Source organism: Marinimicrobium sp. (assembly GCF_002695945.1).
GTDB lineage: Bacteria > Pseudomonadota > Gammaproteobacteria > Pseudomonadales > Cellvibrionaceae > Marinimicrobium > Marinimicrobium koreense.
In genome coordinates this window covers 1-24,514 of sequence record NZ_NZQP01000069.1, presented here as the reverse complement: position 1 = coordinate 24,514, position 24,514 = coordinate 1, and the positions used below count along the sequence as shown (strand labels likewise).

Here is a 24,514-nt window from a genome sequence, read left to right as displayed (position 1 = left end):
GANAANNNNGGNGAAGCCAANTTTGTCAGCAAGCGCATTGAANATNTCGANGANNNTGGCGAAGAGTTNGATGTCGTNGGNGANNTGACCCTGCANGGNGTCACCNNNGAAATCACCATCGAAGTGGAAAAGGTCGGCGAGGGTGAAGANCCCTGGGGCGGCTACCGCGTTGGNTTNGAGGGNGANGTNGAGCTGACCCTGAAAGACTTTGGCATCGACTATGATCTGGGCCCGGCATCGCGCGTGGTCCACATGGAACTGCACATCGAAGGCATTCGTCAGTAAACCTGATTTTGNCTTGACCAAAAAAACAGCGGGGCCTTTGTGCCCCGCTGTTTTTTTATGCCTGCGCCAATACGNTGATTATTCTTCCCCGTCGGNCCCGNCCCCGTCCGCTTTTACCTGCTCGCGAATGTCGTAATAGGTGTGTTCCGTTATTTTGTGATAGTCGGTCACGTCCGCCAAAAAGGTCCGATAGGANTCCCACACTTTTNGAAACAGCGGATCTTCCTCGGCCTGCNGTTCGAAGAGNTCCCTGGAGATATCATATAGGCGTTGAATCACATCNTCCGGTANGCGCCGCAGCTCTGTNCCCTCTTTCGCCACCATATCGTTCAGCGCGCGNGGATTTCGCGCGGTGTATTGATCCAGCATNTCCTGNTTCGCGGCGCGGGCCGCGTGGGTGACAATGGCCTGAAGGTCNTCCGGCAATGCCTCGAANGCGGGCTTGTTGACCAACAGCTCCAGCGTCGAACCCGGCTCCTGCCAACCCGGGTAGTAGTAATACCGAGCGATCTGATCAAACCCGAAGGCCTGATCGTTGGACGGNCCCACCCATTCGGCNGCGTCGATCACCCCCGTCTGCAATGAGGTATAGAGTTCGCCGCCGGGGATATTCACTGAACTGCCACCGGCGCGATTGAACACATCCCCCGCCAGACCCGNAATACGCATTTTCAGCCCGCGCAGGTCCTCAATGCTGTTAATCTCTTTGTTGAACCAGCCGGCCATCTGAATNCCGGTGTTGCCGCCNGGAAAGGGAATGATNTTGAAGGGCGCGTAGACNTCNCGCCACAATTCCAGGCCGCCGCCGTGGTGCAACCAGGCGTTCATTTCCTGNGCGTTCATGCCAAANGGAATGGTGGTAAAAAANTGTGCGGCGGGNGCTTTGCCACGCCANTAGTAGCTGCCGCCGTGGCCCATTTCCGCACTGCCATCNGACACCGCATCNAACACGCCCATGGCGGGCACGATTTCCCCGGCNCCGTACACGCGGATCTGCAAACGGCCGCCACTCATGGCCTCCACCATATTNGCAAATTCCTGCGCGGTNGTGCCCAGGCCGGGAAAATCCTTNGGCCAGGTGGTGACCATGCGCCACTGGTACACACGNTGNTCCTGCACCTCACCATCGACCATGACCGCCACNTTGTCGGTGGCCTTTTCCATGACCAACAGGGAAAACAGGGCCGCCACCAGGGCGACCAGTAGCAGAATGATCAGAGGGGACCANCGGGGTTTGGAGGTTGTGTTTTTGGAGGTTGCGTTCATAGTCACTGTGCGCTGTTATGTTTTTCTTTCGGCAGGANCTGCCTGCCCTACATNGGAACCAGTTTCGCGTATTGCAGCACCAACCACTTGCTGCCTTCATCGTCGAAATTGACCTGTACCCGGGCGTGGGCGCCCTGGCCTTCAAAGTGGAGNATAACACCTTCGCCGAATACGCCGTGGCTGACCCGNTGGCCCAGGTGGAATCCGGTGTCTTCACCGGAATCGGTCAGGCTGACGTTATTGGCCCGGCCGTAATCGCCTTTACCATAACCCATGGGNCGGGTAACGGTGGTTTTCAGGCGCACTTCCTGAATCAGNTCCGCCGGAATTTCCCGCACNAANCGGGACAGGGCGTTGAAGGTTTCCGCGCCGTACAGCCGCCGGGTTTCGGCATAGCTGATGTACAGCTTCTCCATGGCGCGGGTGATNCCCACGTAGCACAGGCGCCGCTCTTCCTCGAGCCGGTCCGGNTCCTCCATGGACATTTTGTGCGGNAACAGATTCTCTTCCACCCCGGCAAGAAACACCAGTGGAAACTCCAGACCCTTGGCCGAGTGCAGGGTCATCAACTGGACCGCGTCTTCAAACTCGTCCGCCTGGGTTTCGCCGGCATCCAGCGCGGCGGTGTCCAGAAACTGCTGCAACACCGANAGCTCGTCTTCCTCGGCGGCATCNAACACCCGGCAGGCGTTGACCAGNTCCTGCAGGTTTTCCTCCCGGGCNTGACCTTTTTCGCCTTTTTCCTTGCNATGAAATTCCAGCAGCCCGGTTTCATCCAGNACCAGCTGGGCGATNTCNNCCAGGGGNTNTTCCGTACTGTGATCGGCGAGCGAGTCGATCAGTTGCATAAAGCCTTTGAGCGCATTCGCCGCCCGNGCGGGCAGGGCGTTGTTGGCAATGATCTGCGCCGAGGCNTGCCACAGGGACAGGTTCTGNTCNCGGGCGCACTCGCGGATCGCATCCAGGGTTTTGCCACCGATGCCCCGGGTGGGCGTATTGATCACCCGCTCGAAACCCGCATCGTCATCGGGGTTGGCGATCAGGCGCATATAGGCCAGGGCGTTTTTGATTTCCAGGCGNTCGTAGAAGCGTTGGCCGCCATAGATGCGATANGCAATGCCCTCGCGCAACAGCGCTTCTTCCAACACCCGGGACTGGGCGTTGGAGCGATANAGAATGGCNGAGCTGGAGTANCTGTTGCCCTGCTTGACCCAGTCTTCGATGCGCTCGACGATAAACCGNGCTTCNTCCTGTTCGTTGAACGCNGCGTANAGNGCNATCGGCTCGCCATCATCNCCNTCGGTCCACAGCTGTTTGCCCAGGCGACCGAAGTTGTTGGCAATCACCGCATTGGCNGCCTTCAGGATGGTNCCGGTGGAGCGGTAGTTCTGTTCCAGGCGGATGGTCTGGGTGCCCGGGAAGTCATCGGTAAANCGCTGAATGTTTTCAATGCGCGCNCCGCGCCAGCCNTAAATGGACTGNTCATCGTCGCCCACGGCGGTGACCTTGGCCGTCTTNCCGGCGAGNACCCGCAGCCAGGCGTACTGAATGCTGTTGGTGTCCTGNAATTCGTCCACCAGNACAAACGGAAANCGGCGCTGGTAATGNTCCAGGATGTGGGGCTTGTGCAACCACAGCTCGTGAGCGCGCAGCAACAGTTCGGCAAAGTCCACCANGCCNCTGCGNTGGCAGTCCTCCTCGTAGGCACGNTAGATCATCAGCATGGTGCGNATANACGGATCGCCGTTNTCCGGGATGTGCTGGGGGCGTAGGCCTTCGTCTTTCTGNCCATTGATNAACCACTGGGCCTGACGGAACGGCCACTTGGACTCATCCAGNTCCAGGCGCTGATACACCCGCTTGATCAGGCGCAGTTGATCGTCGCTGTCGAGAATCTGGAAATTCTGGGGCAGCCCGGCATCCTGCCANTGCGCCTTGAGCAACCGATGCGCCAGCCCGTGGAAGGTACCCACCCACATGCTGCGGGTATTCACCGGCTGGCCGGTATCGGACAGCAGCGTTTCCAGGCGGGCGCGCATTTCCCGCGCGGCCTTGTTGGTAAAGGTGACCGCCATGATGGAGTAGGGCGATACCTGCTCGACCTGAATCAGCCAGGCGATCCGATGCACCAGCACCCGGGTCTTGCCGCTGCCCGCACCGGCCAGAATCAACTGGTTATGGGCGGGGGCGGAAACGGCCTCGCGCTGGGCGTCGTTCAGATCGTTAAGCAGGGCGGATACATCCATGGGCAGGTCGCTGGTTGGTGACTGGGGGTTTTGATGGCGTTAAACGAGCGCGACAGTGTACCGGTTTTTGTGTCCCTTTTCAGGCCGGAAGCGCCTCGAATCTGGATAAACGTACAGGCTCATATCAGGATCGTCAAGGCGATGCGCCTCAGGACGGCCGCACGTGACGCCCCAATACACGCTGACCTTCACGCTTCACCTCGACCCGGTTGCGCCAGCCCCACAAACGCTCCCGCGCGGCACGGGCGGCCTCGGTCAGGTCGACAATGGGTTCGGGGTAGGCGAGATCAAACATCATCCGCTCCATCGGCGCCAGCGCCCAGGGCTGATGGAGCAACGGCACCGGCAACTCGGCCAACTCCGGCAGCCACTGGCGAGTGAAAGTGCCGTCCGCATCCTGCTGCTCCGCCTGGCGCACCGGGTTATAGATGCGGATGGTGTTGACGCCGGTCACCCCGGCCTGCATCTGAAACTGGGGGTAGTGGATACCCGGCTCAAAATCGAGAAACAGGCGCGCGAGATGCGTCACACCCCGACGCCAATCAATGTTCAGGTGGTGGCACAACACGCTGACCAGCATGGCCCGCATCCGGAAGTTGATGTAGCCGGTCTGGTGCAGGCAGCGCATGCAGGCGTCCACCAGCGGGATGCCCGTTTGGCCCTCACGCCAGGCCTGAAGGTCGTCTTCGACCCGGTCATCGGTGCGGTAGGGGAAGGCCTCGTAGGCCCGGTTGACCGGCCGGTGCTCCATGGCGCACTCACTTTCGAACTTCTGGATAAAGTGGCAGTGCCAGTGCAACCGGGAGCTGAACGCGGTCAGGGGGTAGCGCCATCCCGGCGCCTGCCGGCGCTCCAGCGTGGCCTGATATACCTGGCGCAGGCTGAGATTCCCCCAGGCGAGGTAGGGCGAGAGCCGAGAGCAGTGTTCACGGCTGGCGGAGGGGCTGGAAATCGCCCGACGGTAATCCCGCCCCCGATGCTCTAGAAAACTCGCCAGGGTCTGGCGGGCGGTCCGAATGCCGCCGCGCTGAAAGGCCGGATTCTCCCGGCACCACGACTCGGGCGCAGTACCTGAGCCCAGATCCTCCGGCAAAACGACCCACCGGATGCGTTCCAGCTCGGGATCCTGCGGCGCGGCGCCCAGGGTCCGATACCAGTCGCGGTCCCACCGGCGACGATCGGGCAAACCGCGCTGAACGGCGCCGGTGGGTGATTCATGCCAGGGGACGCCCCGCGTCCGACACCAATCCGCGACCGCTTTGTCCCGCTCAAAGGTCACCGCCAGGCCGGTCTCCTGGTGGCTGAACAGGCCCGCCACCGGTCGGCTGCGATCGATCTCTTCCAACAGCGCGGTGACCGACCCCCAGAGCCGGTGAACTTTGCCGCCCAGGGGCGCCAGCACCCGATCGAGATCATCCAGCGATTGCCAGATAAACCGCCAGTGACGCTCGTCGTAGTGAGGGTCATCGAGCAATTCCGGCTCAAAACAGTAGATCAGCGACAGGGGCTCGGGTCGGGTCGCCGCGTCGGCCAGAGGGGCGTGATCGGTCAGGCGCAGGTCGCGCTTCAGCCAGACCAGATTGATGGGTTCAAGCTCAGTCACGAACGGGCAATGGGCCAGTCGGCAGCATCCACCGAATCGAGCGGGGTCAGCTCGCGGTTGTCGCCCCATCGGCGCACGTATTCACCGTCGGGGTCGAACTGGGCGGCCTGTTTCGCCAGATTGAAGTGCCGACCGCCGCGGGGGTCGGCGCCCACGCCGGCAATGTACTGCCAATTGCCCCAGTTGCTGCCGACCTCGTAATCAATCAACTGCAGTTCAAACCAGGCGGCGCCGTAGCGCCAGTCCACCTGCTGCTCGTTGACCAGGGCACTGGCGACAATCTGTCGGGCCCGATTGGACAGATAGCCGGTGCGGTTCAACTGGTTCATGGCGGCATTCACCAGCGGGTAGGGCGTGGCGCCCTCACACCATTTGCGAAACCGCTCGGGATAAAAGCTGGTATTGAGCGAGCGCCTCGGCCGGCCGCCAAACCGATAGAGATCCGCACCATAGGCTCGGGCCATCCACTGAAAGTATTCCCGCCACAGCAGTTCGAACCGGATCCACTCGGTGGATTCATTCGCCCCGTAGTGCCGCTCGTAGTTCACCAGCGCGCTATGGACCTGTCGCGGCGACTGGCAGCCTCGCGCCAGCCAGGGCGAGAACTTGGTGGAGGAAGCCCAGTCGTCCAGCGCATTGCGGGTGTGTTTGTAGTGGGCTGGCGCATCGCTGTCGAAATAGCGAATCCGGTGCATGCGGGCGGCATCTTCCCCACCGCGAAAGCGACAGCCGTTGCGCTCGGGCGGAACCGGTATCTTGCGGCCTTCGGCCGGGCTCGGCGGCAGGGCTGACAAAAAGCCCCGGGCTTCGGGAATCGGGCACTGTTCGACGCGTCGGCGAAACTGCGAAAAGGTGGTTGGCAGCTCCGTCAGGTGAAAACCCAGTTGCTCGGCGTTGAACAGGGTCTGATTCTGAATGTCCACGAAGCTCAGTTGCGGGTAGTGGTCGCGCAGCCACTGCCAGTCACGCCGCTCGTAATAGCCGGGGTGGTCGCTGCGGTAGAGGTGGGTAATGCTGTAGCGGGAAATCAATGCCGGTACGATGTCCAGCGGTCGCGCCCAGATGACGTTTAGATGCTGGCCCAGGCTACGCAGACTGGTGTCCAGGGCGCGAAGCGCTTCCAGTAAGAACCGCTCCCGGTGAATGCCCAGTGGCCGGGTCAGTGCCAGAGAACCGGGCCGGAACCAGGCAGAGTCCACCACATACAGGCAGATCAACTGATCCACTTCCGCTGCGGCACGAGCCAGCCCCGGCTGATCCGATACCCGCAAATCATCTCCGAACCAGTACAAACCTACTCGCCGCACGGCACCCCCTCCGGACGTTTACCCTGAAGGGCAGGTTACGGGCGCCGGTCGGGGTCAGATCATTCGGTAGGGGGTGCAACCACAACCTGATTGCGGCCCTGACGCTTGGCGGCGTAGAGCGCCTGATCCGCTGCCCCGAGCCACTGCTCGGCATCCTGGTAGGCCAGGCTCCAGGGCGCTATGCCCAGACTGGCGGTAACTTCGATGGTCTGATCGAGGCATTTGAGCGGTTGCTGCTCGATCACCGAGCGAATCCGCTCCGCAAAGCACTCGGCACCTTCCAGATCGGTTTCCGGAAGGATGATGGCAAACTCCTCCCCACCGTAGCGACCGGCGATATCGGGTTGGCGCAGATTGAACTTGATCAGACTGGTGACCTGACGGATCACCTCATCCCCCACCATGTGGCCATAGGTATCATTGATCGGTTTGAAATGATCAATGTCCAACATGACCAGAGCCGCTTCGGAACCGTAGCGAAAGTGCCGCTCGAATTCGGTCTGCAGGAACGACTCCCAGGTGCTGCGATTGAGCAGCCCGGTGAGCCCGTCGGTCTGGCTCAGCCGCTTGAGCTGGGCGTTGCTTTTTTCAAGTTGGCGTCGGCTGCTCGCCATATCGGTCACGTCATACACCAGCAGACAGACCCCTTCGACCGCGCCGCGCTGATCGGTCAGCGGGAAGAAGGTGATGTTCTGGAACATGTAGGCTTCGGTGCCGGTAATCGGGCGGCGATTGCGGAACCGGAACAGGTAGGGTCGCTGCTCCCAGACGCTGAAGGTTCGGGTGTTCAGCAGGCGGACGGTGTGCAGCTTGCGCTCCAGCCACTCCCGGGGCAGGTCCGGAAACAGCTGAAACAGATCCGCGCCCTGGGCCTCGTCGGCGCGGATGCCGCTGTGGTTTTCCATAAAGCCGTTCCAGGAACGCACCCGGTTGTCGCCGTCGAGNACCACGATTCCCACCTCGATGGTCTGCAACAGATCCATCAGCCAGTGCACATCGCTCAGGGTAAACTCGGTACGGTTCACGANGCGCCCTCCGGNTCGGGNCGCAGGTANTCCAGNGTTTCCTGCAGCCGGGGAATCGAATCCTCGGTAAACAGTAGCAACAGATTGCCCAGAATATTGTGGTTTTCCACCGCAAAGGACACTTCGATGCTCAGCATCTGCTCCCAGAGGTGGCTNTTGTGGTGCAGCAGATCGTCCATGGTGACGTGGGTGCCNAGCACCACCGGCGGCGTGATTCTCGGCGACAGGTGCAACTGCTCCCCCAGGCCTTTCAGGAAGGCGCCCGCCAGAATGCCGGACAGGTCCATCAGGACTTCGAGCTCTTTGTGGGACGCGTTGTCGTCCTGATAACCGAGCAGGGCACTCATGTCCTCCACGCTGCTATCACTGAACAAGAGCAGCGCTTCCCCGCCCAGGCCTCCGCCCACGAANCCCTGACTGACGCCAGACCACTTGTGGTAGCTGCTGCCAGCGGTCAGCGCCATATTGAGCTCACTGGCCGCNAGCATGNTGACTTTCGGCACCGACAGCTCCACAAACACCCCCAGCAAGCGGGCCAGCAAGTCACCGGCCTGGCCCATGGCGATATTGGCCTGTTCCTGCAACACATCGTGCCAGGTGGTACTGCGGTCNGGGCTTTCCGGGTGCACCGCCAAGCGGCGATCNTCAGAGGGATCGTAGAGCCCGAACTCCACCAGAACCGACTGGCAGTTGCGCCGGGTCCANNGGCTTGCGGATCATCTGNACGGCNCCGAGATCCCGCACNCGCTGTTCCGCCTCCGGCTGNATATCCCCCGAGACGACGATCACCAGCGTCGGCCAATCCCGGGCCCGAATTTCCCGTAGCACGGCGTANCCGTCCAGCACCGGCATGTTCAGATCGAGAAACAGNATNTGNCCNCGATCGGCCTCNAGGTAGCGCAGACACTCCTCGCCATCNCAGGCAAAGCTGACCAGTACATCCCAGTCGGGAGGCAGGGCGCGGAGCATTTGCTTGCGAGCGACCAGGGAGTCATCGCAAATCAGNAGCGGGGTGGTCATAGGGACCTTNTTGTCGTTAAAAAAGACCTATGACCNGAGTATATCAGTTNAAGAGAGGCACCACAGGGGTGCCNNTGNCGGAGGCGAGCNGAGGGCGCCTCCGNCAAAAANGCCTCNGGGTCAGTGCCCCTCNGCTTCCTCTTCGGTGGGCAGGGTCACCAGGTAGGCGACGATATCACGCAACTGGCTGCGATTGAGCAGTTGCCCCATGGGCGGCATGCCCGANCCGGAGTACTCGGTGGACACCACCTCGGCCTTGGCCACCTCAATGCGNTCNTCGCCATCGACAATGGTCATACTGTCCTGNCTCTCGGCCTCAAAGAAACCGCTGACCGTCTGACCATTGTCCAGCGTNACCGACACNCGNCCGTGNCCGGCGGGNACCCGGGCGCCCGGGTCCACCAGCGCCTCNAGCAACTGGCGACGGCTNAGCTGGTCNCCGATAGCGGTGAGCTCGGGACCCACCCGAGCGCCGCGGTGGCCGACCATATGACAGCGGATACACTGGGCACTGTTGCTGTAGCGGAACAGGTTCATCCCCGCATTCGGATCGCCNCCCTCCAGGGCTTCCCGGTACACCTCGAGGGGCTTATTGCGGTTCTTGCTCGCCTCGTAGGCCTCCAGCTCGGCGATCAGGGTCTCGTTACCGGTGGCCTGGGCCGCCTCGATCACATCCAGTTGCACCGCGGCAGGCAGCTCACCGGAGCGCAGGGCCGCCAGGGATTCGNCAAGCAACGCGTGGGCACTGGCGTGATCGACATTCGCCAGGGAGCGGTAGGCNGCCTGCTGTTCAGGCAGGGAGCCGTTATTCAGCAGCACCCGATGCAGCTCAACCACCTCCTCTGTCGGCAGGTCGAGCTTGGGCAGCAGGGCCAGCGCGGCCATNCGCACNTCGGTATCGGCGTCGTTGGTGGCGGTCAGGGCCGCCTGGCCCATNTCCGGGTAGTCCAGCGTGAACAGCGCNTCCAGAGCNGCGGCCCGAACCATCGGGCTGGCGTCNTCTTTCAGGGTNGCCGCCAGGGCGTCGCTNGCACCTTCGATGNNGAGCATCGCCAGNGCNCTGGCCGTGGCCGCACGAACNTCCGGGCTGCGATCCTGCAGCAACTCGGCCGACAGGGCCATCAAGGGTTCGCTGGCCTGCTCGCTCGGGTGGGATACCACNCCGCGATGACGGCCCGTCACCCGATCAAAGGCCGAGCTCTCCGGCCAGACCGACAGGGTGTGAAGGGCCTCGGCGCGCAGGACACCGTCGATGTCGTCGCGTTGGGCGAAGCCCAGCAGGCGCTCCACCGAAGCGTCGCCACCCACATAGAGGTTGGCGTTGATCAGGCGGCGCAGCAGAGGCTCATTGGTAAATTCCGTGGTTGCCAGCAGCTCGGCCAGGGCCGGCAGCGCGGCATCCACGTAATGATCGTCGCTGATGCCGCGGGCGGCGTTGGTCACCACAAATTCACTGGCATCATCCAGGAAGCGGGCCAGTTCCGGGCTCTGCAGGCGTTTCAGCGCCACCACGGCGGCAATGCGCACCGCTTCGGAGGCGTGAGTCTCCAGGTTGCCCAGCGTCTCGGCATCGCCCATGCGAGCCAGGGCAATCGCCCCGGCCTGACGAAGGTAGACATCTTCATCGTCGTTCGTTTCCAGCATGGCGATCACCGCCGACTGATCCTGCGGGTTACCGATGCGACCGAGCGCCTGGGCGGCGAAGAACTGCACCCGGGCACTGTCATCGGTCAGTAGGGGCAANAGGTCCGGNCGGGCNTCGGCAAAGGCCACATCGCCCAACACNTTNGCCACCTGGGCACGAATTTCGGGATCGGNATCNCTCAGCAACGGNAGCAGCACGGCNGCNCGGCTCGNGTCCTGNCGGGTNAGCTGGCCAATGCCCCANAGGGCGTGNATACGGGCCAATTGATGATCGCTGTTCTGCGCGACCTCCAGCAGNCTGGCCTGATCGTCACGGGCCGCGAGNGCCAATTGGGCGCGCTGACGCACNCGCATATCAGGGTGACTCAGGTGCTCTACNAGCTCNTTCGCNTCNNGTTCAGCGAAGTTCGCCTCCAGAAGCGCCTGGGTATNGTCCCGCTGAGCCTGNTCNACNCCTTCGGTNACATCCATTTTCCAGATNCGGCCCTTGCCGTTGATGCCCCANCCTTCGATCCAGTCGCTCATGAACAGNGANCCNTCCGGACCAAAGTCCAGGCCGGTGGCCTGNACGCCGCGGAAGATGTTCTGGTCTGAAGCCAGTTCGAACGATGCACCTTTGGGTTCCAGGGTAAACGCGTTGATACCGGAGCGGGCCGCCGAGCCGACAAACTCCACCACGAAGAAATGGTTGTTCCAGCGCTCGCTCAACGCCGTGCCCGGGTTGTACACCATGCCGGTGGGGCCGGCGTGATAGGGGGCGATGGGAGGCAGAATGTGGGCGGACTGGTCTTCAAAGCGGGGTTTGAAGTAGTCCTCGTCCATCCACACCTTGTAGGTGTTGTTTTTCGGGTCCTTGTATTTCCCCAGTTGCCAGTTGGTGCGCCAGCCGGTGTCGGAGCCGTCAATCAGGTANACCACCCGCTCGTATTCACCCTCATGGTCGCCATCGTTATCGACGGTGATCAGGTTGCCGTATTTATCGAACGTNAACTCGTGGGTATTGCGCACGCCNNGGGCAAACACTTCAAANTTGCTNCCNTCGGGNTCACTGCGGACNATCACNCCCNGATTNGGNTNGGCGTACTCGTTGCCGTCAACGTCGGTGATATTGGCGCCAATGTCGCCGATTCCGTAGTAAATCCGGCCATCCGGCCCCAGNGTNACGCCGGACATGCCGTGGCCACTGAACCCCACGTGCACGGCNAAACCATCGGAAATGGCCTGCTTGGTATCGGCTCTCAGGTCGCCATCGGTGTCTTTGACCCGCCAGGCGTTCGGGGCAACNCCCANGAACAGTTCATCCAGTTCGTTGTGATAGTAGATGCCGCCCAGCACATCGGTCACTTCGCTGTGGAAGTCCTTCAGGAAGCGCCGGCTTTCNTTGGCCCGGCCNTCACCNCTGGTGTCCTGCAGNAGAATGACNTCNTCTTTGACCACCGCCAGNTCNCGCCANTCCCGGGANCCGTCGTTGTTGCGGTCGTCCAGCCAGGCATTCTGCTCNCTGTTTNCCGGGGCCAGCTCTTNTTTCAGAAACGCCCGCCGATCCTCGACGCTGGTCCAGGTCATGGAAGAGTGTTCCCAGTCCGGGTAGCGGCGGATATCAAACTCGGAGTTGTTGCTGCGGTTGGTCACCGCGGCCCACACCCGGCCCTGNTAGTCCACACTGATCGCCACCGGGTCGGCCAGCAGTTTCTCCGACGCCCAGAGATCCACGCTCAGGCCGTCAATCGGCTCAAGGTTCACCTGNCGCATCACCCGNTCGCGGGCGGAATCNGCTTCGGTATCACTCANGGCAATCACNGCCGCATCGGTATCGCTGAGCGGAGCCACCGCTTCAGACTGNGCGGGNGCCTGACGTTGTTCCGGGGTCGGGGAGGAGGTGTTGTCATCCGGCGCGCAGGCCACCAGCAACACGGAGAGGGACGCCGCAACCAGCGGGCGACCGAAAACGGGGTCTCGTTGTTTCATTGCCTTCTCACACATCTTTATGGTTTTGGATGATTCATGCAGCTTGGGCGACCGGTTGGGAGAGCCTGCTCAGAAGCCGCGCTTACTTAGGGTGGTANAGACCACGAGGGAGTATAGGGGAGNGCNGNGAAGATTTATACGTCTTATCNGCTAAAAAATGTTTATGTTTAAAACTCCCCGNNCGTTTTTGTCGCCGATATAAAGAACTCCCGATTACCATCACCNCCCTTGATCGGGCTCGCAAACCAGGCATTGACCGTCAGNCCCAGGGTGTCGCACTGGGCGCGAATTCGCTGCTCNACCTCNGCATAGAGACGATCGTCNCGGACAATTCCGCCTTTACCGATGCCCGCCTTGCCCACTTCAAATTGCGGCTTGACCAGGCTGAGCAGGTGCCCGCCNGGTTTGAGCAGCGCCGGCAACCCGGGCANAATCAGCGTCTGGGANATNAANGACACGTCCATCNCAATCAGATCAAAGCCCTCTGGCGCCTCCGCCAACAGGGTGTCTCTGGGCAGNTCCCGGGCATTGATGCCTTCAAAANACACCACCTTGGGGTGNGNTCTCAGNGCGGGNACCAGCTGNTCCCGNCCGACATCCACTCCGACCACCCGGGCGGCGCCGGCCTGNAACAGACAATCNGTAAATCCGCCNGTGGACTGGCCCACATCCAGNGCCANCCAGCCCTCGGGATTCAGGCCCGACTGCGCCAGCGCGCCACGCAACTTCAAGCCACCGCGGGAGGCGAACTGATCTTCATCCCCCGGCTCGACGTCCAGAGCCTGATCTTCCGACACTTTGGCGCTGGCCTTGTTCAGTACCTGCCAATCGCCGCTCGCCTGACAGCGAACCCGCCCGGCCTCGATCATTCTCTGGGCCTGACTGCGGGTATCCGCCAGGCCACGGCTTACCAGAGCTTTATCCANTCGTTCCACATTATTGCCNTTCGCTGGGAGGTTCTTGGGTAAGTGAAGACTCACCANCNCNTGNCTTCACNCGGGGCGGCGACAGGGGTTGCCCCTGGGCTCGGCGAACGATCCAGCGCAGGCCGGCNCCGATATCCGGGCGCTCCATCTGCAGTTGCGGCGGAACCGGTTGCCANTGNCCATCCNCCCGCTCGGCCACCACAAAGTTGAAGCTGTAAAAGGGCTCNTGCCCCATGCGCAGGTCGGTAATCCGCGCCACTCCNTCCCGCNCGCTGACNTTGAAAAANCCNTTACTGAACCAGGCGATTCGCTGCACNCCCCAATCNTNCTNTAGGGATNCATACAACGCCCGGTCGCGCTCGAAGCGATNGNNCNCNNTGGCACGGTCGCCATCGGCCAGGGCATAGAAGCCCTCGTAATAGTTATCCGGCGTCATGACCAACACCCGCCAGAGCAGTGTGTTGAATGCACTGGGGGTCACCAGGACCCGCTCGACCGGCCAGTCCCGGTCCGCCAACTCGCGCTCGACTCGGGTTTCTACCCAACTCTGGGCCGCCATACTCCAGAGCAGATAGCCCGTGGTCAGCGCCAGTCCCCAGTGGTTCGCCCGGTGCCGACCGCCCAGCGCCAATAGCAGCCCGACCAGCAGTGGCAGCGTGTACAGGGGGTCGATGATAAACAGGCTGGCCACCCCGAACGGGTAGTCGGTAAATGGCTGACCGATCTGGGTCCCGTACACCGTCATGGTGTCGAGCAGCACATGGGTAATCAGAATCAGCCACAGCGCGGCCCACCACCGTCGGAAGCCTCCGGAGGGCATCCAGCGGGTGATCAACCAGGCAAACAACGGAGAGAGCAGCGACAGATAGAACAGTGAGTGGCTGGCGCCGCGGTGATAGGTGACATTGCGGATCGGATCGCCGTAGTCCACAAACGAATCCAGGTCCGGCAGGGTGCCGAAAAACGCGCCCACCAGTGCCGAGCGCCAGACCGGCACCCGCCGGCCCATTACCGCGACACCGACGGCGGAGCCGAGGGTCATTTGTGTCAGTGAATCCATCTTGGTCTGCGTGCCTCTCAGATCGGGCGGCCTGCGGCCGATACAAGCCGCGCTATTTTACGCGACTGAACCACCGAATGTTACGCCAGAGAAGCCAAAAGCGACGCCAATTAGTCAGGCACTTGAGGAGAATGAGCCGGACTCAGTCCCCCAGAAGATAAGCCTCAACAATGTCCGCATAATCAACCGGCTGAATGACATAACCCCCGTTCTGAAAACGCTGTAACTGCAACCGGTCTTCCCCGACCGAATGCACCACCCCCTCCAGTGTGCGCCCGTTGGCGAGTCGGAGTTCCACCGTTGCATCTTTCGCGTTGCGCAGCGCCTCCATGGTGATCCGACCTTCGTCGTCTTGCGCTTGCCCGGTATCACCAGACTGCTCCGCTTCACTATCCGAATCAACGGTCCTCTCCCGGCGCGCTTCCCGCCAGGCTTGGGCTTCGGCCTCGTCCATGGCCGACAGGTCCAGGCGCTTCATTGGGCCCTGATTGACCGATAGCTGCATGGGCAGGTAATAGAGCATCAGCTCCGTTGACATGCCACTGAGGTCGTCAGCGTGCAGGCTGCCGCTGGGTTTGATCTGCACCCGGAACTGATCCGGGTTGGACAAAAATTCCCGATAACCATCAACCAGGGTCGGCCCGGCAGTCAATCCAAATTGGTGCCAGACATCCTGCCAGGCACTCAGGTGCTGAGCGAGAAACGCCTCCCTATCCAGACCGGTCTGTTCAGTGCAGAACGCCGACACACGCTGGGCATAGCCTTTATCCTGATAATCAATCACTACGCTCAGCAATTGGGCATTGGCCATGGCCATCGCAACAGCCGGCGCATGACGTGACGGCGCGCCAAGGGAAAAGTCCATCTCGACTCGGGTGTTGTTCATCTCCCGCATCAGGGTGTCGACGGTCAGGTTCAAGAGCTCGCCATCACCCACCAGGCGATAATCCACCCGGGTATCCATCACGAATTCGGAGTAGCCCATCTTCACAATGTCCAGTGCGCTGAAGGCCGTCCGATCACCACAACCGGCGGCGGCGAAGGAATCCGTGACCCCCAGATTACCGGATTCGGTCACACTGGACAGGGGGATACGGATGCCATCAAACGACACACCCAGGCGGGTGGGTAATAACTGCTCGCGAGCATCCATGGCCAGGCGATGGACCCCCATCAGCCCACCGGTATGCAGCGAAGCCCGATCGATGCTGACGGCGCTGGGCATACCGGGTACCCGGAGCAGAATGTCCTCGACCCGAATATCACCCGACAGACCAATGACCACCTCGCGATAGTCCAGATTGCCGCCCATCTGCCCCAACAGGCGAGCGGCACTGTCCACCCGCTGCTCCACCTGCCGCTCGTAATAATAGTGACCACCAAGCGCCGCGATCGCGACGAGCAGCAGTATGGCTATGAGTATTCGCTTCATAATATTCCCTGCGTATNNCACNTANTCAGTAAACANACCCTGTACTCTAATCGAGCCCGCGCCNTTGTGTTGAGACACCCGTCACTGCNCGATCATAAAAAGTACCGGTGCAGCAGTAACCCGGCGCACACCGCCCAGAGTCCCAGNCTGAACACCGGCAAGACAACCATGACACGCACAGTAACGGACTGCTTGCCGGTTTTACGATCGAGGTACGAGGGGATGGATGGCAACANCCCGGCCAAGGCGTCATCAAAGCGGCGCAGGTTCTTNTTGTGATGATTCAGNAACGCGAGCCCTGACTTCAACTTCAGATAGAACATGATGTTCACCACAAACCCGAACACCACCAGGACACTGACAATCCAATTATTGGTGGTGGTTGGATCCCGCTCCAGCAGGAAACCAAAGGCCGTGAGCAGCGCCGTCATAAAGGTGACCAACATACCCAACTTGGTCCAGTTCAGGTTGTCCTCATGCATGTAGAGGTTGACCGTTCCCTGTTCTTTTTCGATCANATGCTGCACCAGTTCAGAGCGGTCCACCTGCGCCATACGAGTCTGAGGTCGGGTGCCGGTTTTGGAATAGAACCAGATGGACCGGGTGCGGGTCACGCCATCGTAGTCGGCCGGGGGGTGCAGATCCCACAAATGGCCGAAGCCCAGTTTGCGATGGTATTCAATCGACTTGGTGTTCAGCGGCTCGTTCACAACCGCCGCCAGCGCCAGCTCGGTATCCATCTCGTCAAAGAGCTTCTGGTACAGCGCCGACGCCGCGCCGCGCACCTCACCGCTACTGCAGATCTGCTTGATCAGGGTAAATGGCTGGATCACGGAATAGCGCAGGCAGGAATTGATCACCTCTTCGGGCTTGATCGATTCACTTTTATAAGCGAGCAGAAATCCACCCAGCTTGCCGTCCTCCTCGGCCACCCAGAAGTACTCGGCGCTGTCCACATACGCCTTGTAAACATCGAGGGAAAAGTTGGAAATCAGAAAACCGGTATTTTCGGGGTCTTTCAGATTCTCGAGCAGAAACCGCTCAGCCAGCGCATGCAGTGCCGGCACATCATCGTAGGTGGCCCTTCGTATTGTGATCATCCTGCTGTCTTCCTCTGCGTTATTGTTGGCGATCCGATCCACCAAGTTGGTACTCGATGGCTCGGATCGCCTCAGAATCTACAAAGACGACAGGTTACTCGACCGTCACACTCTTCGCCAGGTTGCGCGGCTGATCCACGTCGGTGCCCTTGATGATGGCCACGTAGTAGCTGAGCAATTGCAGGGGCAGGGTGTAGAGAATGGGCGCCAGCCAGGGGTGGCAGTGGGGGACGTTGATGACCCGCATGGTCTCGTCCGAGGCGAAGTTGGCTTCCACATCGGCGAACACATAGAGGATGCCCCCGCGGGCGCGGACTTCTTCCACGTTGGATTTGAGCTTCTCCAACAGCTCATTGTTCGGCGCAACCACGATGATGGGCATCTGGGCATCGATCAGCGCCAGGGGGCCGTGCTTGAGTTCGCCCGCGGCGTAGGCCTCGGCGTGGATATAGGAAATTTCTTTGAGCTTGAGCGCACCTTCCATCGCAATCGGGTACTGATCGCCCCGACCGAGGAACAGGGCGTGGTGTTTATCGGCAAACTCTTCGGCCAGATCTTCAATGCGCTCGGCGAGCGACAGTGACTCTTCGAGCTTGGCCGGCAGACCTTTCAGGGCCTGAACCATGTCGGCCTGCTGTTCGGTACTCAGGCCATTGTATTTGCCCAGTGCCAACACCAGCATCGCCAGGCCCACCAGTTGGGTGGTGAAGGCTTTGGTGGAGGCCACACCGATTTCCGCCCCGGCGCGGGTCATAAAGGCCAGGTCGGATTCGCGCACCAGGGAGGAGCCCGCCACGTTGCAGATGGTCAGACTGCCGAGATAACCCAGCTCCTTGGCCAGGCGCAGAGCGGCGAGGGTGTCGGCGGTTTCGCCGGACTGGCTGATGGTGACCACCAGGCTGTCGGGCTGGACCACGGATTTGCGGTAGCGGAATTCACTGGCGATTTCCACATTGCAGGACACATTCGCGAGCGATTCCAGCCAGTAGCGGGCGACCATGGCGGAGTGGTAGCTGGTGCCACAGGCGACGATCTGGACGTGCTTCACTTTCTTCAGCAGCTCGGCGGCCCCGTTGCCGAAAGTTTCGTCCAGCACACTCTCTTTGCCCAGACGGCCTTCGAGGGTGTTGGTGACCGCGTGGGGCTGCTCGTAAATTTCCTTGAGCATGAAGTGACGGTATTTGCCCTTGTCCCCGGCGTCGTAGCTGACGGTGGACTCATGCTCTTCGCGCTCGACGGCATTGCCGTCTTTATCAAAGATGCGCACGCTGGTGCGGGTGATTTCCGCCACGTCGCCTTCTTCCAGAAAGATAAACCGGCGGGTCACCGGCAGCAAAGCGAGTTGGTCCGAGGCGATAAAGTTTTCCCCAATGCCCAGGCCGATCACCAGTGGGCTTCCGGAGCGGGCAACGACGAGACGCTCGGCGTCGTTGGAGTCCATCAGTACGGTGCCGTAGGCGCCGTCGAGCTGTTTCACCGCCTTCTGCACCGCGCTCAGCAGATCGCCGGTCTCCAGACGGGTTTTGTGAACCAGGTGGGCAATGACCTCGGTGTCGGTCTGGGATTCAAATTGGTAACCCGCCGCTTCGAGTTCTTTTTTCAGGGCAGTGTGGTTTTCGATGATGCCGTTGTGCACGACGGCCAGCTGGTCGTTGGAGACGTGTGGGTGGGCGTTGCGCTCGCTCGGCTCACCGTGGGTGGCCCAGCGGGTGTGGGCAATACCGGTGCCGCCCGGGGTGGGGCTGGCGGCGACGGCGTCGGCGAGTTCTTTGACTTTGCCCAGGCGGCGCAGGCGTTTGAGTTCACCGTTGTTGACCACAGCCACACCGGCGGAGTCATAGCCCCGATACTCGAGGCGCCGAAGGCCTTCGACCAATATATCCACCACATCCCGCTGCGCTACGGCGCCTACGATGCCACACATAATCTTTCTCCTTTGAGAATGAAACGTTCTTAACTAAGTATTGGGGTAGGAGTTGGGTAACCCCTTCACGGACACGCCGTAAATACATCCCTGTAGGCTCGACGCCGGAATCCCGCCGGCGACGGTCCGTGAAGGGGTTACCCAACTCCTGTCACGTATTTCAATTCTTAAAACTTTCCTTTGTTGGCTTCAGGAAGCCCGAATAACATCGACTCCCAAGGTCTCCAAACGTTGTTTTGCCTCATCAGGAAAACCCGAATCCGTCACCAGATAGGCAATCCGCTCCCAGGGCAATTCAAGGTTGTGGATCTTCCGGCCCAATTTGTCCGATTCCGCCATCACGATGACTTCGCGTGCCACCTCGGCCATTACCTGGCTCAGGCTGTACAGCTCATTAAAAGTGGTGGTCCCGCGTTCCAGGTCCAGGCCATCGGCGCCGATAAACAGCTGGTCAAAGTTGTAGGAGCGCAGCACCTGCTCGGCCAGCTGCCCCTGAAAGCCTTCGGATTGTGGGTCCCAGGTACCGCCGGTCATCAGCAGGGTGGGTTCGTTTTCCAGCTCACGCAGGGCGTTGGCGATGTTCAGAGAGTTGGTCATCACCACCAGCCCCTGCTTGTGGGACAACTCCGGCAACAGGGCGGCGGTGGTGGTGCCGCTGTCGATGATGATGCGATTGTGGTCCAGAATCAGGTCCGCTGCGGCCTTGGCCATGGATTGCTTTCGTTCCGAAACTTTTTCGGTACCCGGGTCGACGATCATTTCCTGGGGCAGGGGCACGGCGCCGCCGTAGCGGCGCAGCAGCAGGCCGTTGTCCTCCAGGGCCGCCAGATCCTTGCGGACCGTCACCTCGGAGGTACCGAAATGCTGGGCCAAGTGCTCGACACTCACCTCACCCGCCTGGGTGAGCATGTCGATAATGGCGCGGCGGCGCTGCTGGGTGTTGCGTTTGTTCATGATCCACTTCAGACGACAAGTTTCGATTTGAAAGATATTCTAGTGGATCGAAAGGGTAATGCAAGGTTTTTCGCAGGTAGGAGGGGGTAGAGAGAAGAGAAAACATCAATAAAAAGCCACCGAGGTCGACCCCGGTGGCGCAACGATTGGGCCTCCTTGCCCTGCTGAGTCAGATGATGACCAACTTAGTAGGTGAAACGGGCACCCAGAGCCCAGCGGGCCTCATAGATGTTCTGGAACACTTTCTGATCTTCAAATTCGAGGTAGGTGTCCTGATACTCTTCATTGATGTTGGCTCCGTTTAGGTACACGGACCACTGATCAGTGATGTCGTAGGTGACGTTCAGATCGAGTTGGCCATAGTCATCCTGGTACAGGGCCTGTTCAGCCAGCGTGGCAGCGCCACCAATGGCGATCAGACGGGGCGAGCGGAAGTTGTATGCCAGACGGGCCGACAACCGGTCGTTCTCATACCAACCAACGATATTGTAGGTATCTTCCGAGTTGTTCGGGAAGGGCAGCTCTTTGCCCGCCAGGCCGGTGGCGTCCTGCGAGCTTTCGGACAATGTGTAGTTCACATCAAAGCCGAAATCGGACAGGAAACCGTCGGTCAGGTCGCCAAAAGCAACTTTCGCGGCCAGCTCGAAACCATTCACCTCGCCACCGGTACCTTGAACCAAAGCTGAGAAAGGCCAGGGACCGCGGTTAATGCCATCGCTATCCGGTTCGTCCAACATGATGGTATCGGTCTGGACAAAGCTGTCGATTTCGATCCGGTACATGGCGGCACTCACCATTGAGGCATCACCCAAATACCATTCCGCGCTCAAGTCATAGTTTTTGGCGCGAGTGGGATCGAGCTCCGGGTTACCGTTCAGACTGCCATCCACAACGCGCATGCACTGACAGTCGTCATTGAAGGTGCGGCCCACACGCTTGGCACCACCCCAGTCCATCAGGTTCAATGGCTGCATGGTTTCACCGTAGCCGAGACGAACAATCACGTCATCGGTCGCGTTGATGGCGACGTTCAGGCTTGGCAAGACGTCTGTGTAGCTCCGGCGGGTCACGACATCACCGGTATCATAGGACACGCCGGAGTGCGGCACTTGAGCGCCCACTTCATTCTGAACCACGGTCAGGTCGGTTTCGATGACTTTGACCCCGAGATTACCGGTGACAAAATCGTCGTAGTTGAAGTTGACTTGGGTGAAGTAGCTGAACTCATTTAAGCCGACGCTGTAAGTTTCCCCCGGCTGTTCGTACTTGATCTGTTCACCGAAGACGCGCTCCTGGAAGGCCAGCGTATCGTCAAGCTCGCGCGGATCCACAGCCCAGACTCCGGGAATGCCGGACACGGGTCCGAAATCGTCGATCCAGACCACATCGGCATTCTGATCCAGGGTCATCGGTGGAATCAGTGTGTATGGCGCATATTCCTGATCACCGTTTTCGTCGAGAACCGGATCACCATTTTCATCGACCAGGAACTCACCTTGTTGCAGATCGGGATCACACTCCGCGGTGCCCGCGAACTGGTCTACCGCTTTCCATTGCGCCTGACAGCCGGTGTCTTCGAATTCCGCGAAGTAGGAGAAAACTTCGTGATCCACAAAGCGCTCACTTTGGCGCAGACCGACATCAACACTGGTAATACCAAAAGGCTGGTCATCAAAGGCATAGTTCCAGCGAGTGCTGAAGGTGTTCATTGTGGCTTCGTCGTCGGTATTACCCTCGGACGAGCCGGCACCGACGTGGTAGGCACTGATGTCGGCCATATAATCCGCTACCGACTGCTCGCCCAGACCACCGTCGACTGTTTGATCGAAGCCACTAAACGCCGGGTGTTCTCCGGACGCATCGTAGCGGATCTGGAAATCGTTGGTTTCAATACCATTGGGTGAGAATTGGATAAAGCAGCCACCGTCTTCACCCACCGGCTCGCCGGGAATGGCGTTGTCACCCGTGCAATCTCCCGCCGGGCGCAGGCCGCCGGGGCCGGTCACCAGGCTTCCCTGATCAATGCTGAGCAGATCGCCCTCGATATAGCCATGACGCATCTGAGCATCGGCACTGGCGCGGGTCAGTCGAACCTGACCGGTGAGAGCACCACCCATGTCAAAGTTCAACTCGGCGCTGCTGTTGTTGGACTCTTCCAGGTTGTAGTTGGTCTGGGTGAACGACTGCATCCGGTAGGGATTCAGATCGTACATGGTGGTAGTGGCCCAGCTATTGCCTTCGTACTCGAAGCGATCCTCGGTAAGACCTTCCTCCACCGGTAGCGCATAGTGGTTGAAACCCTGCCAGCGGCTATTGTGGTTAAAGCCGGCGCGCCGGTTCCAACGTTCCTGCTTGCTGTAGAAATGATCAACGACCAGCTCTACACCATCCGCAAGTTCCGCCTGGAAAGACAGGTTCAGGCCGTCCCGATGACGCTCTTCCGCTTTATTGAATGCGGTCACACCATGAGGCACGGTGTAATAAAAATCGTAGGGGGTGGCCGGACCAATTCCCCAGTAGGTATGGTTGTTGTTGTGCCAACCCAGGTTCCCGCCGTTTTCGGAGGTGTCATTCCAGCCGTTGAAGTTACTGGACAAGTTCTTCTCGGTGGTTACCGCACTGACCAGAAAGCCAACGTTGTCATTTGTCCAACCAACCAAACCACTAACCGTGGGATCGGTCTCCTCGCTGATCGAGCCCTGGTCGACCTCTGCAGAACCAGAGAAAGTCCAACCGTTATCCAGATCAAACGGGCGGCGGGTTTTCAGATCCACAGTGCCGGAAATACCCAGGGTGCTCAGGGTCGCAAGCGGGGATTTGTAGACATCGGCGCCGGAGAACAGCTGGGAGGGCAAGTCACCAAAGTCGGCGCCGGAGGAATCGATGGTGGTGGCACTCAGAAAGGTTTCGCCGTTGAGCGAGGTGGCGACATTGGCCAGGCCGCGAATCTGGACTGGACCACCTTCACCGGCGGTGCGCTCTACCTGAATACCGGGAATCCGCTGGAGGGAGTCGGCGATGGTGACATCCGGCAGCTTGCCGATGTCTTCGGCGGAAATGGCATCGACGACCGAGGCCGCATCGCGTTTGGTGTTCACCGCGTTGAGCTGGGAGGCGTACACGCCGGTGACCACAATTTCTTCCAGCATGGGCTCATCCTGCGCCTGCACCAATGCGGGTGCGATCAGCAGTGATGAAATGCTGGATGCGAGCAGGGTTTTTCTGAAACCCCTGGGTTTATTGAATGCTTTGCTGCGAGTTTCCATGACGACCTCCTAACGGATCTTATGTTGTTTTGATGGACGTTGTTGGTACTACTGTTTTCTAGCTTATGCTCTTTTTACGCCCGATGGGACAACGTTGTCAAACACTTTTTTGTAGAAAGTTGTTCCGGTACCACCCGCCGGTCAATCCAGGCGGGTCGAACGACTGACGTTGTTGTCCAGACGGGTGCGCAACATCACCGGTGCCTGTTCGGCCGATACCGACGACTGGAAGGCTTGCCAGTCCAGGCCATTGGTGCTGACTTCGACCGGCAGGCCGGGCAGGGCGGTGTTCACCTGCAATTGGCCGTTTTCCCACCGGGCACCCGGAGGGGCCAGATACGCCTGGACACCGGCTTCGGCGAGGCGCGGTAATTCGCGTTCCGCCAGGGTTCGGGCGAACACCGCAAATTCCCGTGCGCGAGCCTCGGCACTGGAAGAGCCCCCTTCCCATTCGGCTCTGTGCCAAGCGCGCTCGGCCAAGGCGAGCAGGCGGGGGTAGACCATGCGCTCGAGCTGCTCCGGGGTACGGATGGTTTCGGTCCAGACCTGGCCCTGAATGCCGAGGATGTTGTCCGGTTGTTTCAGGGGCGGCAGGGCGCGCCCCACTAGCGCCTCGAGGTTGTCGATGGGCGCGCCATTGCGGGTAGTGTCGGCGTTGGCATAGAGGTGTTCGGGCATGTAGCCGAACACTTTGCGGGTATCGGTGTACCGGGTGGCCCAGTAGTAACCGCGCTCTTTTGGGTGGGCCTCATAGGGGTGGTCAAAGTAGAGATGGGTACCGTGAGACAACACCACCTCATAACCGGCGTTTGCCAAACGATAGGCCCGGTCGGCCACGCCCCATTCCCAGATGTTGTCCCAGGCGTTGGCGATGACCCGGTCGTTGTCAAACTGACCCCGGTTGAACGGATTGTTCGCGTCGTACATCAAGCCGTCTTCCCAGCCCGCGAGGGCCAGGCCCCGCTGCTTGGCCAGCGCGGCAACGCGGCTGACAAAGTAGGGCTTCAGATCTGCAACACCGGCAACACCTTCCCGTTCGGCAATCAGATCCCGGCAGGCGGGGGAGCCAGTCCAGGAGCCTTTGCCCACTTCATCGCCCCCCATATGGAAGATGTTCAGCTTGAGTCCGGCATCCCGGTACATCTGCTGCAGCTCGTACATCACCTTGTCCACAAAGGCATAGGTGGACTCCAGGCAGACATCGATGGAGTTGTCGGTGTAGTTCTGTACGGTCATGTAATCCGAGGTGTCCTCGGGATGAGACAGCAGGTACTGACGGGCGGCCTCCGGTTGTTCCGCAGCCATCAAACGGCGGTAACGGGCGTCCATGGACTTGATGGCTGCCCGGGCATGACCGGGCATATCGATTTCGGGGATAACTTCAATGTGCTGTCTAACGTCAATTACTTTGTCCGGTCCGCGTCAATTATCCTGGCCGGTTGAGCTGTCGCCGGTTTAAGTGGCGGCGGTTTGCTGCAATTGCTGCTG

General features: G+C 60.2%; 14 protein-coding genes and 2 pseudogenes (1 of these 16 cut by a window edge). 1 reads left to right on the top strand and 15 read right to left on the bottom strand.

The window, feature by feature from the left end:
• A pseudogene (locus CMG77_RS15395) lies at nucleotides 1-285 on the top strand (YceI family protein); it begins 297 nt to the left of the window's first position.
• A gap of 78 nt (nucleotides 286-363) precedes the next feature.
• On the opposite strand, the gene CMG77_RS15390 reads toward CMG77_RS15395, so the two are convergent.
• The 15 genes and pseudogenes from CMG77_RS15390 to CMG77_RS15320 all read right to left on the bottom strand — a co-directional run bounded on the left by CMG77_RS15390 (nucleotide 364) and on the right by CMG77_RS15320 (nucleotide 24,412).
• On the bottom strand, nucleotides 364-1,551 hold the full coding sequence (locus CMG77_RS15390) for a TRAP transporter substrate-binding protein (RefSeq protein WP_286905086.1): 1,188 nt from the start codon (nucleotides 1,549-1,551) through the stop codon (nucleotides 364-366).
• 47 nt (nucleotides 1,552-1,598) lie between these two features.
• The gene (gene uvrD / locus CMG77_RS15385) at nucleotides 1,599-3,797 is read right to left on the bottom strand and encodes a DNA helicase II (protein WP_286905084.1); all 2,199 of its coding nucleotides are present in this window, start codon (nucleotides 3,795-3,797) and stop codon (nucleotides 1,599-1,601) included.
• Nucleotides 3,798-3,945: 148 nt separating this feature from the next.
• Nucleotides 3,946-5,400 carry a cryptochrome/deoxyribodipyrimidine photo-lyase family protein gene (locus CMG77_RS15380; RefSeq protein WP_286806706.1) on the bottom strand — a complete coding sequence of 485 codons (1,455 nt, stop codon included), beginning with the start codon at nucleotides 5,398-5,400 and terminating at the stop codon, nucleotides 3,946-3,948.
• Nucleotides 5,397-6,707 (bottom strand): DASH family cryptochrome, encoded by a 1,311-nt coding sequence (locus CMG77_RS15375; protein WP_286806705.1) that lies wholly within the window; start codon nucleotides 6,705-6,707, stop codon nucleotides 5,397-5,399. The genes CMG77_RS15380 and CMG77_RS15375 overlap by 4 nt, the downstream gene beginning before the upstream one ends.
• Nucleotides 6,708-6,766: 59 nt before the next feature.
• Nucleotides 6,767-7,690: a sensor domain-containing diguanylate cyclase gene (locus CMG77_RS15370; protein ID WP_502691968.1), complete on the bottom strand. Its 924-nt coding sequence runs from the start codon at nucleotides 7,688-7,690 to the stop codon at nucleotides 6,767-6,769.
• Between the two features lie 687 nt (nucleotides 7,691-8,377).
• On the bottom strand, nucleotides 8,378-8,752 hold the full coding sequence (locus CMG77_RS15365) for a response regulator (protein ID WP_286905083.1): 375 nt from the start codon (nucleotides 8,750-8,752) through the stop codon (nucleotides 8,378-8,380).
• A 120-nt stretch (nucleotides 8,753-8,872) separates the two neighbouring features.
• Nucleotides 8,873-12,148, bottom strand: a complete 3,276-nt coding sequence (locus tag CMG77_RS15360; protein ID WP_502691966.1) for a HEAT repeat domain-containing protein — start codon at nucleotides 12,146-12,148, stop codon at nucleotides 8,873-8,875.
• A gap of 383 nt (nucleotides 12,149-12,531) precedes the next feature.
• The gene (locus CMG77_RS15355) at nucleotides 12,532-13,299 is read right to left on the bottom strand and encodes a TlyA family RNA methyltransferase (protein WP_286905081.1); all 768 of its coding nucleotides are present in this window, start codon (nucleotides 13,297-13,299) and stop codon (nucleotides 12,532-12,534) included.
• A 1-nt stretch (nucleotide 13,300) separates the two neighbouring features.
• A pseudogene (locus tag CMG77_RS15350) lies at nucleotides 13,301-14,350 on the bottom strand (metal-dependent hydrolase).
• Nucleotides 14,351-14,492: 142 nt separating this feature from the next.
• On the bottom strand, nucleotides 14,493-15,782 hold the full coding sequence (locus CMG77_RS15345; RefSeq protein ID WP_286806699.1) for an aq_1923 C-terminal domain: 1,290 nt from the start codon (nucleotides 15,780-15,782) through the stop codon (nucleotides 14,493-14,495).
• Nucleotides 15,783-15,874: 92 nt separating this feature from the next.
• Nucleotides 15,875-16,882, bottom strand: a complete 1,008-nt coding sequence (locus tag CMG77_RS15340) for a GNAT family N-acetyltransferase (protein WP_286905080.1) — start codon at nucleotides 16,880-16,882, stop codon at nucleotides 15,875-15,877.
• A 94-nt stretch (nucleotides 16,883-16,976) separates the two neighbouring features.
• Nucleotides 16,977-18,806: a glutamine--fructose-6-phosphate transaminase (isomerizing) gene (glmS, locus tag CMG77_RS15335; protein WP_286905079.1), complete on the bottom strand. Its 1,830-nt coding sequence runs from the start codon at nucleotides 18,804-18,806 to the stop codon at nucleotides 16,977-16,979.
• Nucleotides 18,807-18,995: 189 nt separating this feature from the next.
• Complete coding sequence (locus CMG77_RS15330) at nucleotides 18,996-19,760, bottom strand: DeoR/GlpR family DNA-binding transcription regulator (protein ID WP_286876437.1); 765 nt, start codon at nucleotides 19,758-19,760, stop codon at nucleotides 18,996-18,998.
• A gap of 185 nt (nucleotides 19,761-19,945) precedes the next feature.
• The gene (locus tag CMG77_RS15325; RefSeq protein WP_024461761.1) at nucleotides 19,946-23,026 is read right to left on the bottom strand and encodes a TonB-dependent receptor; all 3,081 of its coding nucleotides are present in this window, start codon (nucleotides 23,024-23,026) and stop codon (nucleotides 19,946-19,948) included.
• 141 nt (nucleotides 23,027-23,167) lie between these two features.
• Complete coding sequence (locus tag CMG77_RS15320; protein WP_286905090.1) at nucleotides 23,168-24,412, bottom strand: family 20 glycosylhydrolase; 1,245 nt, start codon at nucleotides 24,410-24,412, stop codon at nucleotides 23,168-23,170.
• Nucleotides 24,413-24,514: the final 102 nt, after the last annotated feature.